Below are 15322 nucleotides of genomic sequence, written 5' to 3' on the forward strand. Positions count from 1 at the left end.
ATGTCCGCGCCGGGCGGCATCCTGATGGCCAAGATCATCATGCCCGACGGCCGCGCGCGCCAGGGCGAGCTGCCGCTGGGCGACATGACCGACGTGCAGCTGGCCGACGCGCGCGCCGGCGGGGTGGGGCCGGCGGCGCTGGTGGCGGACACGCCGGGCGAGCCGATGCCCGAGGCGACGCATGACGAGGAGAAGCCCGCCAACCTGATCATGGCGGCGGCGCAGGGCGCGCAGACCGGCGTGCGGCTGGCGGTGGCGGTGGGCGCGATGGTGCTGGCGTTCGTGGCTTTGGTGGCGCTGGCCAACGGCCTGCTCGGCGGGATGGGCGCGATGGTGGGGCTACCGGGGCTGAGCTTCCAGGGGCTGCTTGGGCTTGTCTTCCAGCCGGTGATGTTCCTGCTCGGCATCCCGTGGAACGAGGCGGGAATCGCGGGCGGGCTGTTCGGCGAGAAGATCGTGCTCAACGAGTTCGTGGCGTATATTGACCTCGGCAAGCAGGCCGCGGCCTTGTCGCCGCGGACGGTGGCGGTGGTGACGTTCGCCTTGTGCGGCTTCGCCAATTTCTCCTCGATCGCGATCCAGATGGCGGTGACGGGCGGGCTGGCGCCCTCGCAGCGCCCGGTGATCGCCCGGCTGGGGCTGCGCGCGCTGGCGGCGGGGAGCCTCGCCAATCTGATGTCGGCGGCGCTGGCGGGGGTGGTGATGGGGTGAGGGCGCGGAAGGTCACACGAAGGTCACACTGTCGCACGGTTTCTGCGGGCGGGTGGCGCCGAAGGTAGCGAAGGTTATGCATAGCGCGGGTCGCCGGAACGTGTGACGTTCGGCGACGCGTGCAACGTTTGCGCGCGCGCGTGGCGGTCGCGGCGACGGTGGCGGGATCGACGGGGTCAAAGAGCGAGGGGGACGGTAGCGGATGGGGGGCGTGTAGGACAGCGGCTTGCGACCTTCCGCAAGTCCGCGAGCACGGAGGATCGTGACCTGGAACGGGTGCGGTGCCGGGTGAGCGGAGTCCCCGATCTATCCCTCCGTTCGGCCTGAGCGAAGTCGAAGGCCAAGTCTGATGTGCGGAACAGGTGCTTCGACTTCGCTCAGCACGAACGGTTTGTGAGAGAGCTAGGCGGCCGGGCGGACTAGTGCTCCGCTCGCGGCAAGCCGCCGGTGCAGGGCATCGGCGGACAGTTCAAAACCGTTCGGCCAGGCGAGCGCGCCGCCTTCGATGAAGGCACGGGCGAAGTAGGCGGCGTCGGCCAGCGGGCGCGTCATCACCGTATCGCGCGCGATCAGCTCGGCGGCAGACCAGGTTGCGTGGCTGCCATCCGAGAAGGAGAGCAGCAGCGAGTGGCTGCGGCGGGTTGAAGGCGAACGAGCTTAATCATTCGAGGTCGGCTCCGGCGATCAGCTCCAACGGCTCAAAACCGACACCGCGATCGTACTCGGAACGGCGTACAGAGTCTCATCAGAAGCACTTGATCTCGTTAGTCGCTCAGCCCCGCCGTCTGCGATGACCTCGCTGCTACCAAGGCTGGCAGCGTAAAACAGTAGAGAAGCACGGCTCGACAGAACTGGTGAATAGCGGCCACATCGTCAGCCGTCTCTGGATCGTCTCCATGCACTGACTCGTTTCCGTCAATGCGTACCTCATGTGCCCACAGTGCTAGATCGCTGGTGAGCCTGCCTGCTTGGGATAACAAGTTTATACGCTGGAACAGCGTCTTGCCAGCATTGTCTGGATCCAGGATCTTAGTGGCAACATCGAGTGATTTGCGAAACATGGCGCCGGCAGCATCCCAGTTTTCAGACTTCTCATTCTGAGCACCCTGTTCGAAGAACTTTGCGACGTTACTCGGTAAGTCGGCGGGCGTACTTACGTTGTCCTCCGGCCAAACGCCAGCAACATGAAAGCGACTTCCTGGAAACGCAACGTTGTTGCGAGCAATGTCCATAATTGCATTCGTTGTACGCCCTAGTTGCACATCCATATAGTGAAATATACTAGGGTAATCACAAACTCCGCAGATCGCGGTCGCGAAGTTCTGAGCTGGATCAGTTCTAAGGGTATGTTGACCTATCACTACAAAGCCTGAACGTCGCGTACGGCAGTGCGGACAATCATGTTGAAAGGAAGTGCTCACTTTCCTACTCCGCCGCCACGCCGGCCGCCCCGAACAGCCCCGCTTCCTCCGCCACCGCATCCTCGTTCGCAGCCCGGCCCGCCTTCGCGCGCTGGCGCTTGTCGAACGAGTCCCACACGTCGCTCCACTGCCCCCGCGTCGCCGCCTTCGAATATTCGGTCGCGCGGGTTTCGAAGAAGTTGGCGTGCTCGACGCCGTTGAGCAGCGGGGTGAGCCAGGGGATGGGGTGCTCGTCGATCATGTAGATGGGCTTGAGGCCCAGCTGGCCCATCCGCCAGTCGGCGATGTAGCGGATGTACTTCTTGATGTCCTTGGGCTTCATGCCCTCCACCGGACCCATCTCGAAGGCGAGGTCGATGAACGCGTCCTCCAGGCGGATGGTGGTCTGGCAGACGTCGGCGATGTCGTCCTTGACCGCCTTGGTCAGGCACTGGCGCTCGGCGCAGAAGGCGTGGAACATGCGGATGATGCCCTCGCAGTGGAGGCTCTCGTCGCGCACCGACCACGACACGATCTGGCCCATGCCCTTCATCTTGTTGAAGCGCGGGAAGTTCATCAGCATCGCGAAGCTGGCGAACAGCTGTACGCCTTCGGTGAAGCCGCCGAACATGGCGAGCGTGCGGGCGATATCCTCGTCGCTGTCGACGCCGAAGTTCTGCATGTAGTCATGCTTTTCCTTCATCTCGGCATATTCGAGGAAGGCGCCATATTCGCTCTCGGGCATGCCGATCGTGTCGAGCAGGTGGCTGTAGGCGGCGATGTGGACCGTCTCCATGTTGCTGAACGCGGTCAGCATCATCTTGATCTCGGTCGGCTTGAACACGCGGCCGTATTTCTCGTGGTAGCAATCCTGCACCTCGACGTCCGCCTGGGTGAAGAAGCGGAAGATCTGGGTGAGCAGGTTGCGCTCGTGATCGGTCAGCTTCTGCGCCCAGTCACGGCAATCCTCGCCCAGCGGCACTTCCTCGGGCAGCCAGTGCAGCTGCTGCTGGCGCTTCCAATAATCATAGGCCCAGGGATATTCGAAGGGCTTGTAGGTCTTGCGGGCGGCGAGAAGGGACATGGGGTTACTCCGACAGAACTTTGAGGAAACGAACGATCAGGCCTCGAGGGACCATTGCCACATGGCGGTGGCGCTGAACGCGAGCACCACGCTGGCGGCGAGCGCCATGATTCCGGTCATGCGATAGACATAGACCGCGGCGGGCCCCTGCGGGCGGGTGAGCAGCCCGAGCAGCACGATGCCGGCGAGGCCGAGCAAGCCCGCCACCGCATACATGATCGCGACCTGAAGCGTCACGCGCGCACCCGGCGGTTGACGTACACCGTGCGCGTCCGCCGCGCGCCGACGCCGAGGAACACGACGCCGACGAAGAAGCCGAAATCATACCAGCCGCCGCTGTTGGGCACTGCGTACACGGCCACCTCGGGCATCACCAGGCTCAGCACCCAGGCGACCGGGAAGATGAAGCCGTGCCACAGGCCGAGCAGGAAGCCGGGCGTGTCCGCGGCCTGGTTCACCGTCGCCGCGGTCTGGGTGGCGCAGGCGGAGAGCAGTAGCGCCGCGCCGGTGACGAGAAGTCGTCGCATCATGCCATTCCTCCCACGCATCCAAAACCGATCCGACTCGTTCCACGCCCGAACCGAGAAGGAGCAACACCATGCACGATCACAGCAACATCAAGGAGCATATGACGGTCATCGGCGCCGATGGCGTCCATGTCGGCACCGTCGACAAGGTCGAGGGCGAGCGTATCAAGCTCACCAAGGACGACAGCCCCTCCACCCAGGACGGCCAGGGCGCCAAGCACCGCTACCTCCCCGCCGGCCTGGTCGCCGAGATCGAAGGCGACACAGTGCGGCTGAGCGCCACCGCGGCGAACGCGGCGGACATGTTCGAGGAATAGGGTGTTTCCCCCCTCTCCCACAAGGGGAGAGGGGTTGTCGTGCGTCTTTCCCTCTCCCCTTGTGGGAGAGGGAGGGAGCGGCCAAGCCGCGGAGGGGTGAGGGGGCTCTAGCTCACCCACCTCACTGGCACGCCAAGCACTCGTCATAATCCGTCGTCTCGCCGATCGCGAACTTGGGCGTCTCGATCGTGTTGTCCGCCTCGACCCCGCCCGAGCCCTCGGCCCCCGCGAAGCCCGCGCGCTGGACGCTCTTCGAGCGGAGGTAATAGAGCGACTTGATGCCCAGCTCCCAGGCGCGGAAGTGGAGCATCAGCAGGTCCCATTTCTCGACGTCGGCGGGGATGAACAGGTTCAGCGACTGCGCCTGGTCGATGAACGGCGCGCGGTCTCCGGCGAGTTCGAGCAGCCAGCGCTGGTCGATCTCGAAGCTGGTCTTGTAGCAGTCCTTCTCCTCCTGCGAGAGGAAGTCGAGGTGCTGGACCGAGCCGCCATGCTCGAGGATCGAGCTCCACACGGCCTCCGAGTTCTTCGACTTCTCGATCAGGATCTTTTCGAGATACGGGTTCCTGACCGCGAAATTCCCCGACAGCGTCTTGTGCGTGTAGATGTTCGCCGGGATCGGCTCGATGCACGCGCTGGTGCCGCCGCAGATGATGCTGATCGACGCAGTCGGCGCGATCGCCATCTTGCAGCTGAACCGCTCCATCACGCCGACGTCGGCGGCGTCGGGGCAGGGCCCGCGCTCGTGCGCCAGCACCATCGACGCCTCGTTCACCTGCGCGTTGATCTGCTTGAAGATGCGCAGGTTCCAGCTCTTCGCCATCGCCCCCTCGAACGGCAGGCCGCGCGCCTGGAGGAAGGAGTGGAAGCCCATCACGCCCAGCCCCACCGAGCGCTCGCGCGCGGCGGAATAAGCGGCGCGCTCCATCCCGGGCTCGTGCCGGTCGATGTAATCCTGGAGGACGTTGTCGAGGAAGCGCATCACGTCCTCGACGAAGCCCTTCTCGTCCTTCCACTCGTCCCAGGTCTCGAGATTGAGCGACGACAGGCAGCAGACCGCGGTGCGGTCGTTGCCGAGGTGGTCGCGGCCCGTGGGCAAGGTGATCTCGCTGCACAGGTTGGAGGTGGAGACCTTGAGGCCCAGCTCGCGGTGGTGCTTGGGCATGGTGTTGTTCACATGGTCGGCGAAGACGATGTACGGCTCGCCGGTGGCGAGGCGGGTCTCGACCAATTTCTGGAACAAAGCACGCGCGTTGACGGTGCCGCGGACGCTGCCGTCCTTGGGGCTCTTCAGCTCCCAGTCGGCGCCGTCGCGCACCGCTTCCATGAACGCATCGGGGATGAGCACGCCGTGGTGGAGGTTCAAGGCCTTGCGGTTGAAGTCTCCGCTCGGCTTGCGGATCTCCAGGAACTCCTCGATCTCCGGGTGGGAGACGTCGAGGTAGCAGGCGGCCGAGCCGCGGCGCAGGCTGCCCTGGCTGATCGCGAGGGTGAGCGAATCCATCACGCGGACGAACGGGATGATGCCGCTGGTCTTGCCGTTGAGGCCTACCGGCTCGCCGATGCCGCGCACATTGCCCCAATAGGTGCCGATGCCGCCGCCGCGGCTGGCGAGCCAGACATTCTCGTTCCAGGTGTCGACGATGCCGTTGAGGCTGTCGGGCACCGAATTAAGGTAGCAGCTGATCGGCAGCCCGCGCCCGGTGCCGCCGTTCGACAGCACGGGCGTCGCCGGCATGAACCACAACTTCGAGATATAATCGTACAGCCGCTGCGCATGCGCGGCATCGTCGGCATAAGCGGAGGCAACGCGGACGAACAGGTCCTGGTAGCTCTCGCCGGGCAGCAGGTAGCGGTCCTTGAGCGTCTCCTTGCCAAAGTCGGTCAGCAGCGCGTCGCGGCCGTGATCGACCTCGACCGGATAGGGCGCGCGGCGCGCGCTCGTCGCCGCCGCAGCGCCGCTTTCCGCCGCAGCGGTCTCCCCGGCGATCGTTGTCTCGGTCATGTGCGCCTCGCTTGCGTCCCGAAAATCCATGCCTTGCACCCCCGCCTTCACAATCCACGCGAATCGGGGAAGCCCCGATCCTACACCCGAATGCCCCTCATGCCCGAGAACAAAAAAGGTACAAGGATGCTACTACGGCAACACCATTGTCCTTGCGTGAGATAAGATCTCACGTCTCGTTCTACCAGCACTTGGGTGCGCACCCGGCCTCAACCCCAACAGATTGTGCCAAACGCCGTTTCCGCACAAGCCGTGCAGAGCCCCTTGCAGCGAACGGTTCGTCGTACGGGCGAGTCGCCTGATCGACACCCCGATCGCGCGACGCGCGGACTTCCGCGGCTTCCCGGAAAAGCAAGGGAACGGCCGGCGAACGAAAATAAATCGGTGGAGACGGCGTGGGCCCGGGGCGTTGTTGCGCCACGACCACAGGAGGGCCGCATGGCCGAGAAGACGTTCAAGTCCGGCGACAAGGTGAAGTGGGATACGCCCCAGGGCGAGACCCATGGCAAGGTCGTCCGCAAGGAGACTTCCACCACCAAGGCGGGCGGCCACACCGCCAAGCCGACCAAGGACCATCCGCAATACCGGGTGAAGAGCGACAAGTCCGGCAAGGAAGCGGTGCACAAGCCCGACGAGCTCAAGAAGGGCTAGGCCCCGGCCCCTCTCGCCTTCCGTCGCGGTTTGCGCGATAGCCCTTCCGTTCGCGGGGGCGGAGGGAAGGGGAGGGAAGATGAAGCCCGTCAATCTGTTGCCCGGCGATCCGGCGCCGCACTTCGTCCAGCGCTCATGCGCCAACCCGCGCTACACCTTCGCGTCCGCGGCGGGCCGCTATCTGGTGCTGTGCTTCTTCGGCAGCGCCGCCGACCCGCAGGGCCGCGCGTCGATCGGCGCGGCGATGGCCCGGCCCGAGCTGTTCGACGACACGCATGCTTCCTTCTTCGGGGTCAGCGTCGATCCGGGCGACGAGGCGACCGCCCGCGTTGCCGACCGCTACCCCGGCTACCGCTTCCTGTGGGATGCGGACCTTCAGGTCAGCAAGCTTTATGGCGTGGTCCCGACCGAGACGCTGGCGGGATCGGGCGGGCTGCGGATGCGCCGCATGTGGCTGGTGCTCGATCCGACGCTGCGCATCCTCCATGTCGAGCCGTTCCGCCCCGATGGCGGCGATGCCGCGGCGGTGCTCGACTATGTCGCGCAGCTTCCCCCGCCCGAGCGCTTCGCTGGCGTCGAGTTGCAGGCGCCGATCCTCCTGCTCCCCAACGTGTTCGAGCCCGCCTTCTGCCGCAGGCTGATCGAGGTGTACCAGGCGCAGGGCGGCGAGGAATCGGGCTTCATGCGCGAAGAGAACGGCAAGACCGTTCTGGTCCACGACCATGGCCACAAGCGCCGGCGCGACGTCGAGGTCACCGATCGCGCGCTGATCGGCGAGCTCCAGGCGCGCATCCTGCGCCGCGTGGTGCCCGAGATCGAGAAGGTCCACCAGTTCCACGCCACGCGCATGGAGCGCTACCTCGTCGCCTGCTATTCGGCGGAGGAGGGCGGCCATTTCCGTGCCCACCGCGACAATACCACCAAGGGCACCGCGCACCGCCGCTTCGCCGTGTCGATCAACCTCAACAGCGAGTTCGCGGGCGGCGAGGTCAGCTTCCCCGAATATGGTCCCCGCGGCTTCAAGCCCCCGCCCGGCGGCGCGGTGGTCTTCTCCTGCTCGCTGCTCCACGCGGTCAGCCGGGTGACCGCAGGCGAGCGCTACGCCTTCCTGCCGTTCCTCTATGACGACGCTGCAGCGAAGATCCGCGAGGCGAACATCGGCTATCTCGGCGACGGGACGGCGCACTACAAGGCGGGGTGATCGCCCACGGCGCCGGTCCCGAACCGGCCGGAACGATGTCGCGGCCGGTGATTTCTTCTGTGACGGGGGTTGTGTATCGAGTAACCGCCATGACGAGCCCAGACACAGCAAACGACGGAGCGGACGCAGGAGCGGACAAGGTGCAGCCCGAACGCGAGGCGCGCCAGAGCGTGATGCTGAACGCCATCGTCGAGCACTTTCGACGCGGCTCGTCCACCCGACATCGGGTACGCAATCTGTCAGGTGGTGGCGTCCGCATCGATCAGGCTGGCGCATTCGAGGTCGGCGCAACCGTGCTCGTCACCGTCGGTGCGCTCGCCGCGGTGGCGGCAACGGTGGTGTGGGTGCGTGACGGAGCGGCCGGTCTGAAGTTCACCTGGCCGATCAATCCGGACGAGGCGCGCGCCGACACGATGATCGCGCCGCGCCGGACGACGGATCGGCCTCAGCCCACCGGCGCCGCGCCCAGCGCGGGATGGATGCCGAGCCTCGTCAGCCCCTATCGCAATCGCTCGACGCGATAGCGTCGAAGGAACCCGCGACCGGCCTATCGCACCGCCGCCTTCAGCGTCGCGCGCGTGCCCTTGTCAACGCTGGCATATTCCACCGCCGAGTGCAGGCTCTGCGCCATCGCGCGGATCAGGCGAGTGCCGACGCCGGTGCCGCCCGGCGCGATCTCGCCGGACAAGCCGATGCCGTCATCCTCCACCGCCAGCAGGAAGAAATCGTCGCCATCCTGGGTCAGCGCGATGCGCACCTCGCCCGCGCAGTCGGGATAGGCGTATTTGCACGCGTTGCTGACCAGCTCGGTGACGATCACGCCCAGCGACACCGCGCGATCGGTGGGCAGGCGGATCGGCTCGGCGGCAAGCTTGAGCTCGCGCGGCAGGTCCGCGCTCGACCAGGTCAGCGCCAGCTCGTCCACCAGCGCCCCCAGATAGTCGCGCATGTCGACCTGCTCGACATCATGGCCGCTGTAGAGACGGCGGTGGACCTGTGCGATCGCCGCGATCCGTCGTTGGGTATCGTCCAGCGCGGTGCGCGCGCCCTCGTCGGTGAGCGCAGTGGCCTGCATCCGCACCATCGCCGAGACGATCTGGAGCGAGTTGGCGACACGATGATTCACCTCGGCGAGCAAGGCTTCCAGCCGCGCGTTGCTGGCGCGCAGGTCATCCTCCGCCTGCGCCTTCTGGCGCTGGAGCTCCGACCGGGCGAGCACCTGAGCGAAACTCGCATCCAGCAGGTCGAAGAAATCCTCGCCGATCGTCTTGATGACGTAATCCTCCGCGCCCGCGCGCAGCGCCGCCACCGCGATCCGGCCTTCCTCGGACCCGGTGACATAGACCACCGGCGGCGGCTCCGACAAAGCACGCAGCCGCTCCAGCGTGGCGAGCCCGTCGAGGCCCGGCATGTAATGGTCCACCGCGACGATATCGAACCGCTCCGCCGCCGCCCGAGCGACGCCCTCCGCCCCGTCGCCGGCGGTCGCGACCTCGTGGCCGCGCCGACCCAGCGCCCGTACGGCGAGCCGGCACAGCCCGGCGTCGTCGTCGATGTAAAGGATCCGCGCCATCAGGCCTCCCGGTCACTCACCCAGATCGGGGACCTGGATCACTGACAGGAACAGGCCCAGCTGGCGGATCGCCTGAGCGAAATTCTCGTAATTCACCGGCTTGGTGATGTAGACATTGGCGCCCAGATCATAGCAGCGCTGGATCTCGCGCGCGTCGTCGGTAGTGGTCAGCACCACCACGGGGGTGCGCCGCACCGGGCCGTCGGTGCCCTTGATCCGCGCCAGGATGTCGGTGCCGCTCATGTCCGGCAGGTTGAGGTCGAGCAGGATCAGCGCCGGACCGTTGAGGTGCGGGCCGCTGCTGTCGTTGAAGATGAAGTCCAGCGCGCTGGTCCCGTCGGTGAAGTGACGGATGTCGTTCATGATCCCGGCGCGGCGGATGTTCTTCTCGATGAGGCGCGCATGGCCCTCGTCGTCCTCGATCATCACGATGCTGACCGACTGGTGGGCGTTCATTGGGTCTGGTCCTGGTTGTTCGTGTCGAGGGTCAGGGTGCGCGGCAGCGTTACGCGGAAGGTGGAGCCTTCGCCAAGCGTGGAGCGCAAGTCGATGGTGCCGCCCAGCCTGTACACGAGTGCGCGGACATGGGCGAGCCCGATGCCCTCTCCGGGCTGGTCCTGCTGGCCCGAGCGGCGGAACAGGTCGAAGACGCGGGCATGATCGCGCGGATCGATGCCCCGGCCGTTGTCCGCGACCTCGAAGAACACGCGTGCGCCGCCCTCGCCGCCGCGGACGGTGATGCGCACCGGGCGACCGGGCTGACGGTATTTCACCGAATTCTCGATCAGGTTAGAGAGCACCTGCTCGATCGCCAGCCGGTCGTTGGTCAGCGCCGGCAGCGTACCCGCCACCGCGATCTCGCCGCCGGTCTCGTCCAGCCGGTGCGCGAGCGAGCGGGCGATGCCGTCGACGATCGCGGCGAGGTCGAGCGGCTCGGGCGCCAGCACGCGGCGACCCTGGCGCGAGAGCGCGAGGATGGCGTTGATCAGCCGGTCCATCTTCTGCGTCGAGGTGCGGATGAAGCCGATCGCCTCGGGCAGGTCCTCCTTGGCGGCGAGCCGCGCCTCCTCGCCGACCAGATCGGGCGCCTTCGCCTCGACATGCTCGACCAGCTCGCGCAGCTGCCCGGTCGCGGCCTCCAGCTCAGCGGTGAAGCCCATCACGTTGACCAGGGGCGAGCGCAGGTCGTGGCTGACGATATAGGCGAAGCGCTGGATCTCCTCGTTCGCTCGGCTGAGGTCGGCGGTGCGATCCTCGACAATCTCCTCCAGGCTGTCGTTGAGCTGCTGGAGGATATCGCGCGAACGCTGGAGATCCTGGGTATAGCGGTTGATCGTCACCGCGCTGACGATCGCGAGCAGCAGCAGCACGACACCGGCGACGCCGAGGATCAGGTAGAACAGCTGTACCGAGCGCTCGAGCTGGGCGTCCCGCTCGCGCAGCAGCGCGCGTTCCTCCTTCTGCATCCGGTCAAGCGCCGTGCGGATGCCGCGCATCCGGGAATTCATGGCATCGGCACGGAAGGCGGCGATCGCATCCGGCGTCTCGCCTTCGGTCACCAGCCGGATCGAATCGCCGCGCGCCGCGCGCAGGTCGCCGAGCCGGCGCTCGATCTCGCGCATGTTGCGCTGCTGACGCGGATTGTCGCTGGTCAGGCGATTGAGCGCGCGGATGCGGCCGGAAAGCTCGCGGTCGGCGGAAAGGTAGGTGGGGATGAAATACGGGTTCTCGGGGGCGAGCAGCGCGCCGCGCCGCGTCGCCTCGGTCTGCTCGATCAGTCCGCGCAGATTGGCGAGCGCGACCTCGACGTCATAGGTGTGCGCGACCCAGCGGGTGTGGCGCTGGCTCTCCACCGTGGCCCACACCGCGGCGCCGCCCGCGGCGAGCAGCGCCACGAAGCCCAAGGCCATGAAGGCGATGAGCACGCGGCCGATCCGTCCGTCGCGAAGGGTAAACCTGTCCGTCCAGTCGGCCATCCAGGAAGGCCTTAGCGCGCAGCCGCTTAGCCGTCATCCACCTTCGTTAGAGCAGCAGCTCCTGTGCGCTCTGCCGGCCGACATGGCCGCCGCCGCGGCGGCGCGCCATCTCGGTCTCCGCGGTGAAGCGGACGTCCTCGTCGCGATCGCCGAGGAACTTGACCAGGCTCTCCTCCTCGATCTCGCTCCACGCCTTGCCGCGATCGGGGCCGTAGCGCACCCGCGGCAGCAGCCCCGGCGCGTCGGACCATTCGATCAATTGCGCCACGCTCGCCTCGTTCAGCTGGTCGCGCAGGTGATGCGCGGTGACATAGGCGTCGGGGAAGGCGCGGTGCGCGGGCAGGCCGCGCTCATGCTCCAGCCCGTGCGGCTTGCGCCAATAGCGCAGCACCTGATTGGAGAAGCTGGGGCTGTCCGGCCACAGCCGCAGCGCGCATTTCCAGGTGCAGATCCACTTCGCGCCATGCGTCATCGCCGGCGTGCAGAATTGCTCTTCGAACGCCGCGCGATGCGCCGCCAGCGCCACCCGGCGCGGATAGGGATCGAGCACCCGGCGGGCGACATCGTGCCACCAGGGCGCATCGGCGACATCCTCGTCGCGGATATGGTGCACCGCCTGGGTGATCGGCGGCATCGGCCGGCCGGGATTGACCAGGATATGGCCGCCCTCGCCGTCGAGCTCCCAGCGCCCGTCCTCGCCCAGCTTCACGTCCTGCCAGCCGATCTCGCACACGCCGTGGGTGGGGGGAGGGCTGCCGGTGGTCTCCAGGTCGATGACGCGGATGATCGAGGGGGTGGGACGCATCGGGCCCATGTGGGGGCGGCGGCGGCGGGAGTCGAGCGCGGCGGTGGATCAGGCGGCGGCGCGCAGCGCCTCCAGCACCTCCTCGGTGCGCGCGGGATCGCCGATCGCCAGCACGTGGCCGGCGCTGTCGGCGGTCAGCGGATCGCCGTTCCAGTCGCACATCCGCCCGCCCGCGCCCTCCACAATCGGCGCCAGCGCGGCGAAATCGTAGAACTGAAGCCCGCTCTCGCAGACCAGGTCGAGGTGCCCGCTCGCCAGCAGGCCGTAGTTGTAGCAGTCGCCGCCATAGACCGGGCCCTGCCGCGTGTAGCCGCCCGACACCGCTGCGACGAGCGCCATGAAATGCGGCACATCGCCATCGTCGAACAGGTGCGGACTGGTGGTGGCGACCAGCGCGCCCTCCAGCGCCGGGCACGCGCGGGTCCTGGCGGGCGCGCCGTTGAACGTGGTCGGCCGCCCCGCAGCGCCGACCCAGCGCTCGCGCTGCACCGGCTGGTCGATCACGCCGAGCACCGGCCAGCCGTCCTCGACCAGCGCGATCAAGGTGCCAAAGATCGCGCGGCCCGCGGTGAAACTGCGCGTCCCGTCGATCGGATCGAGCACCCAGCGCCGGCCGCTGATCCCCGGCCTTTCGCCATATTCCTCGCCCAGGATGCCGTCGCCCGAGCGTTCCGCCTCCAGGATCCGCCGCATCGCCGCCTCCGCCTCGCGGTCGGCGCGGGTGACGGGGGAGCGATCGTCCTTCAGCTCCACCTCGGCGCCCGCGCGGAACCATGGCCGGATCGCGGCGCCGGCGGCATCGGCAAGGGCATGGGCGAGATCAATATCGGTCTGACGAACGGACATTCTTTCCCTGCTACTCTCACGCCCCCGCCTGCGCTAGGAAGAAGGCGACACAAGCCGGAGCCTGCCCGATGCGCCTCCCGTTCCTCCTTTTCGCCGCCGTCTCGCTGGTCGCCGCCATCGCCCCGGGCGCGCGCGCGCCGGACTTCACCACCCAGGGCGCGCTCGCCGGCAAGGTGGTCAACGTCCACCTTTCGGCACAGCTGAAGCGCGGGCCGGTGGTGCTCTATTTCTTTCCCGCCGCCTTCACCGGCGGCTGCAACGCCGAGGCGCGCGCCTTTGCCGAGGCGGTGCCGCAGTTCCGCGCCGCGGGCGCCACCGTGATCGGCATGTCGGGTGACGCGGTGGCGGACCTCCAGCGCTTCTCGTCGAGCGAATGCGCGGGCAAGTTCCCCGTCGCCACCGCGGATGCCGCGATCCTCAAGGGTTTCGGCGTCCTCCGCCCGGAGGCGTTCCGCGGACGACAGGTGTCGTCGCGGACCAGTTTCGTGATCGCACGGGACGGGCGGGTGGCGTTCGTCCATGACGATCCGAGCCCGACCGAGCATGTGACGCAGACGCTGGCGGCGGTGAAGCGTCTGAAGCGGTAAGCGCTCCTCCAACCTCCGTTCGTGCTGAGCGAAGTCGAAGCACAAGGGAAACGTCGGGGCATGCCCTTCGACTTCGCTCAGGGCGAACGGGTGTGGACTGCTGCTCGGCGCTAACGGGAGTGGGAAGCCTCCCCTTCCCGCATCGCACCATTTCAGCTATGGGCGCGACCCGAGGCGCTGCGCACGCTCGCGCGGCCAATTCCAGGAATCCGCATGAACCTGCGCAACATCGCGATCATCGCGCACGTCGATCACGGCAAGACCACGCTCGTCGACCAGCTCTTCCGCCAGTCCGGCACCTTCCGTGACAACCAGCGCGTCGAGGAGCGCGCGATGGATTCGAACGACCTGGAAAAGGAGCGCGGGATCACCATCCTGGCCAAGCCCACCTCGATCGAGTGGGAAGGCACGCGGATCAACATCGTCGACACGCCGGGCCACGCCGATTTCGGCGGCGAGGTGGAGCGCATCCTCTCAATGGTCGATGGCGTGATCCTGCTGGTCGATTCGTCCGAAGGCGCGATGCCGCAGACCAAGTTCGTCACCGGCAAGGCGCTGAAGCTGGGCCTCCGCCCGATCGTCGTCGTCAACAAGATCGACCGGTCGGACAGCCGCGTGCAGGAAGTGCTGGACGAGGTGTTCGACCTGTTCGTCACGCTGGAAGCGACCGACGAGCAGCTCGACTTCCCGGTGCTCTACGCCTCGGGCCGAAACGGCTATGCCAGCACCGACGAGACCGCGCGCGAGGGGACTTTGACCCCGCTGTTCCAGAAGATCGTCGACCATGTGCCGCCGCCCAGCCTGGACGAGACGGCGCCGTTCAGCTTCCTCGTCACCCTGCTGGACCGCGACAACTTCCTCGGCCGCATCCTCACCGGGCGCGTCCAGTCGGGCGTGGTCAAGGTCAACCAGCCGATCCACGCACTCGACATGGCCGGCAATGTGATCGAGACCGGCCGCGCGTCCAAGATCATGACCTTCCGCGGGCTCGACCGCGTCCCCGCCGATGAGGCGCGCGCGGGCGATATCATCAGCCTCGCCGGCCTGACCGTCGCCACCGTGTCCAACACCATCGCCGACACCAGCGTCACCGAGGCGATCCAGGCGCAGCCGATCGATCCGCCGACGCTGTCGATGCGCTTCGCGGTGAACGATTCGCCGATGGCGGGGCGCGAGGGCAGCAAGGTGACCAGCCGCATGATCCGCGACCGGCTGGAGCGCGAGGCCGAATCGAACGTCGCGATCAAGGTGACCGAGAGCGAGGACAAGGATTCCTTCGAGGTCGCCGGCCGCGGCGAGCTCCAGCTGGGCGTGCTGATCGAGACGATGCGCCGCGAAGGCTTCGAGCTGGGCATCAGCCGCCCGCGCGTGCTGTTCGGCACCGACGAGAGCGGCAACAAGACCGAGCCATACGAGACGGTGGTGATCGACGTGGACGAGGAATTCTCTGGCACGGTCGTCGACAAGATGAACCAGCGCAAGGGCGAGATGACCGACATGCGCCCTTCGGGCGGCGGCAAGACGCGCATCACCTTCTCGGCGCCGTCGCGCGGCCTGATCGGCTATCACGGCGAGTTCCTGTCCGACACGCGCGGCACCGGCATCATGAACCGGCTGTTCGAGAAGTACGGCCCGCACA

At 67.0% G+C, this 15322-nt stretch carries 18 protein-coding genes; 7 read left to right on the forward strand and 11 right to left on the reverse strand.

The window, feature by feature from the left end; genetic code table 11:
* The coding region (locus ACFDTH_RS14180; protein ID WP_375288205.1) for a nucleoside transporter C-terminal domain-containing protein at positions 1–711 on the forward strand (711 nt) is incomplete at its 5' end.
* A gap of 402 nt (positions 712–1113) precedes the next feature.
* On the opposite strand, the gene ACFDTH_RS14185 is transcribed toward ACFDTH_RS14180, so the two are convergent.
* The 5 genes from ACFDTH_RS14185 to ACFDTH_RS14205 all read right to left on the reverse strand — a co-directional run bounded on the left by ACFDTH_RS14185 (position 1114) and on the right by ACFDTH_RS14205 (position 3725).
* A complete protein-coding gene (locus ACFDTH_RS14185) occupies positions 1114–1335 on the reverse strand; it encodes a DUF2442 domain-containing protein (RefSeq protein WP_375288222.1) in 222 nt (73 codons plus the stop codon).
* A gap of 140 nt (positions 1336–1475) precedes the next feature.
* Positions 1476–1943, reverse strand: coding sequence for a DUF4145 domain-containing protein (locus ACFDTH_RS14190; RefSeq protein WP_375288206.1), 468 nt, complete (start codon positions 1941–1943; stop codon positions 1476–1478).
* 193 nt (positions 1944–2136) lie between these two features.
* On the reverse strand, positions 2137–3195 hold the full coding sequence (locus tag ACFDTH_RS14195) for a ribonucleotide-diphosphate reductase subunit beta (RefSeq protein ID WP_375288207.1): 1059 nt from the start codon (positions 3193–3195) through the stop codon (positions 2137–2139).
* Between the two features lie 36 nt (positions 3196–3231).
* On the reverse strand, positions 3232–3432 hold the full coding sequence (locus ACFDTH_RS14200; protein ID WP_375288208.1) for a hypothetical protein: 201 nt from the start codon (positions 3430–3432) through the stop codon (positions 3232–3234).
* Positions 3429–3725, reverse strand: a complete 297-nt coding sequence (locus ACFDTH_RS14205; protein WP_375288209.1) for a hypothetical protein — start codon at positions 3723–3725, stop codon at positions 3429–3431. Before ACFDTH_RS14205 ends, ACFDTH_RS14200 begins: the two co-directional genes overlap by 4 nt.
* Positions 3726–3793: 68 nt before the next feature.
* Between ACFDTH_RS14205 and ACFDTH_RS14210 the strand changes: the two genes are divergently transcribed.
* Positions 3794–4039, forward strand: a complete 246-nt coding sequence (locus ACFDTH_RS14210) for a DUF2171 domain-containing protein (RefSeq protein WP_375288210.1) — start codon at positions 3794–3796, stop codon at positions 4037–4039.
* 121 nt (positions 4040–4160) lie between these two features.
* Here ACFDTH_RS14210 and ACFDTH_RS14215 read toward each other — a convergent pair whose 3' ends face one another.
* Entirely contained in the window at positions 4161–6074 is a 1914-nt protein-coding gene (locus tag ACFDTH_RS14215; protein WP_375288211.1) for a ribonucleoside-diphosphate reductase subunit alpha, read from the reverse strand.
* 408 nt (positions 6075–6482) lie between these two features.
* On the opposite strand from ACFDTH_RS14215, the gene ACFDTH_RS14220 reads away from it, so the two are divergent.
* The 3 genes from ACFDTH_RS14220 to ACFDTH_RS14230 all read left to right on the forward strand — a co-directional run bounded on the left by ACFDTH_RS14220 (position 6483) and on the right by ACFDTH_RS14230 (position 8420).
* A complete protein-coding gene (locus ACFDTH_RS14220) occupies positions 6483–6695 on the forward strand; it encodes a DUF2945 domain-containing protein (RefSeq protein WP_375288212.1) in 213 nt (70 codons plus the stop codon).
* Between the two features lie 79 nt (positions 6696–6774).
* Entirely contained in the window at positions 6775–7896 is a 1122-nt protein-coding gene (locus tag ACFDTH_RS14225) for a 2OG-Fe(II) oxygenase (RefSeq protein ID WP_375288213.1), read from the forward strand.
* Positions 7897–8036: 140 nt separating this feature from the next.
* On the forward strand, positions 8037–8420 hold the full coding sequence (locus tag ACFDTH_RS14230) for a PilZ domain-containing protein (protein ID WP_375288214.1): 384 nt from the start codon (positions 8037–8039) through the stop codon (positions 8418–8420).
* 23 nt (positions 8421–8443) lie between these two features.
* Here the strand turns inward: ACFDTH_RS14230 and ACFDTH_RS14235 are convergent, their stop codons facing one another.
* From ACFDTH_RS14235 to ACFDTH_RS14255, 5 genes are read right to left on the reverse strand one after another with little or no spacing between them, the layout of a single operon-like run.
* The gene (locus tag ACFDTH_RS14235) at positions 8444–9469 is read right to left on the reverse strand and encodes a sensor histidine kinase (RefSeq protein ID WP_375288215.1); all 1026 of its coding nucleotides are present in this window, start codon (positions 9467–9469) and stop codon (positions 8444–8446) included.
* Between the two features lie 12 nt (positions 9470–9481).
* Complete coding sequence (locus tag ACFDTH_RS14240; protein WP_375288216.1) at positions 9482–9925, reverse strand: response regulator; 444 nt, start codon at positions 9923–9925, stop codon at positions 9482–9484.
* A complete protein-coding gene (locus ACFDTH_RS14245; protein ID WP_375288217.1) occupies positions 9922–11445 on the reverse strand; it encodes an ATP-binding protein in 1524 nt (507 codons plus the stop codon). The genes ACFDTH_RS14240 and ACFDTH_RS14245 overlap by 4 nt, the downstream gene beginning before the upstream one ends.
* A gap of 46 nt (positions 11446–11491) precedes the next feature.
* Positions 11492–12250, reverse strand: a complete 759-nt coding sequence (locus ACFDTH_RS14250) for an exonuclease domain-containing protein (RefSeq protein ID WP_375288218.1) — start codon at positions 12248–12250, stop codon at positions 11492–11494.
* Positions 12251–12298: 48 nt separating this feature from the next.
* Positions 12299–13096, reverse strand: a complete 798-nt coding sequence (locus ACFDTH_RS14255) for an inositol monophosphatase family protein (RefSeq protein WP_375288219.1) — start codon at positions 13094–13096, stop codon at positions 12299–12301.
* Between the two features lie 68 nt (positions 13097–13164).
* On the opposite strand from ACFDTH_RS14255, the gene ACFDTH_RS14260 reads away from it, so the two are divergent.
* Together ACFDTH_RS14260 and ACFDTH_RS14265 are read left to right on the forward strand one after the other, a co-directional pair.
* The gene (locus ACFDTH_RS14260; RefSeq protein ID WP_375288220.1) at positions 13165–13683 is read left to right on the forward strand and encodes a peroxiredoxin; all 519 of its coding nucleotides are present in this window, start codon (positions 13165–13167) and stop codon (positions 13681–13683) included.
* A 213-nt stretch (positions 13684–13896) separates the two neighbouring features.
* The coding region (locus tag ACFDTH_RS14265; RefSeq protein ID WP_375288221.1) for a GTP-binding protein at positions 13897–15322 on the forward strand (1426 nt) is incomplete at its 3' end.

This window comes from Sphingomonas sp., from assembly GCF_042096255.1.
Classification (GTDB): domain Bacteria; phylum Pseudomonadota; class Alphaproteobacteria; order Sphingomonadales; family Sphingomonadaceae; genus Sphingomonas.

Bases quoted from the DNA above. Each gene is read 5' to 3' on its own strand.
- ACFDTH_RS14260 (WP_375288220.1), top strand. From the start codon at position 13,165: ATGCGCCTCCCGTTCCTCCTTTTCGCCGCCGTCTCGCTGGTCGCCGCC.
- ACFDTH_RS14240 (WP_375288216.1), bottom strand. From the start codon at position 9,925: ATGAACGCCCACCAGTCGGTCAGCATCGTGATGATCGAGGACGACGAG.
- ACFDTH_RS14245 (WP_375288217.1), bottom strand. From the start codon at position 11,445: ATGGCCGACTGGACGGACAGGTTTACCCTTCGCGACGGACGGATCGGC.
- ACFDTH_RS14190 (WP_375288206.1), bottom strand. From the start codon at position 1,943: ATGGACATTGCTCGCAACAACGTTGCGTTTCCAGGAAGTCGCTTTCAT.
- ACFDTH_RS14255 (WP_375288219.1), bottom strand. From the start codon at position 13,096: ATGTCCGTTCGTCAGACCGATATTGATCTCGCCCATGCCCTTGCCGAT.
- ACFDTH_RS14220 (WP_375288212.1), top strand. From the start codon at position 6,483: ATGGCCGAGAAGACGTTCAAGTCCGGCGACAAGGTGAAGTGGGATACG.
- ACFDTH_RS14215 (WP_375288211.1), bottom strand. From the start codon at position 6,074: ATGGATTTTCGGGACGCAAGCGAGGCGCACATGACCGAGACAACGATC.
- ACFDTH_RS14225 (WP_375288213.1), top strand. From the start codon at position 6,775: ATGAAGCCCGTCAATCTGTTGCCCGGCGATCCGGCGCCGCACTTCGTC.
- ACFDTH_RS14210 (WP_375288210.1), top strand. From the start codon at position 3,794: ATGCACGATCACAGCAACATCAAGGAGCATATGACGGTCATCGGCGCC.
- ACFDTH_RS14235 (WP_375288215.1), bottom strand. From the start codon at position 9,469: ATGGCGCGGATCCTTTACATCGACGACGACGCCGGGCTGTGCCGGCTC.
- ACFDTH_RS14250 (WP_375288218.1), bottom strand. From the start codon at position 12,250: ATGCGTCCCACCCCCTCGATCATCCGCGTCATCGACCTGGAGACCACC.
- ACFDTH_RS14195 (WP_375288207.1), bottom strand. From the start codon at position 3,195: ATGTCCCTTCTCGCCGCCCGCAAGACCTACAAGCCCTTCGAATATCCC.
- ACFDTH_RS14205 (WP_375288209.1), bottom strand. From the start codon at position 3,725: ATGATGCGACGACTTCTCGTCACCGGCGCGGCGCTACTGCTCTCCGCC.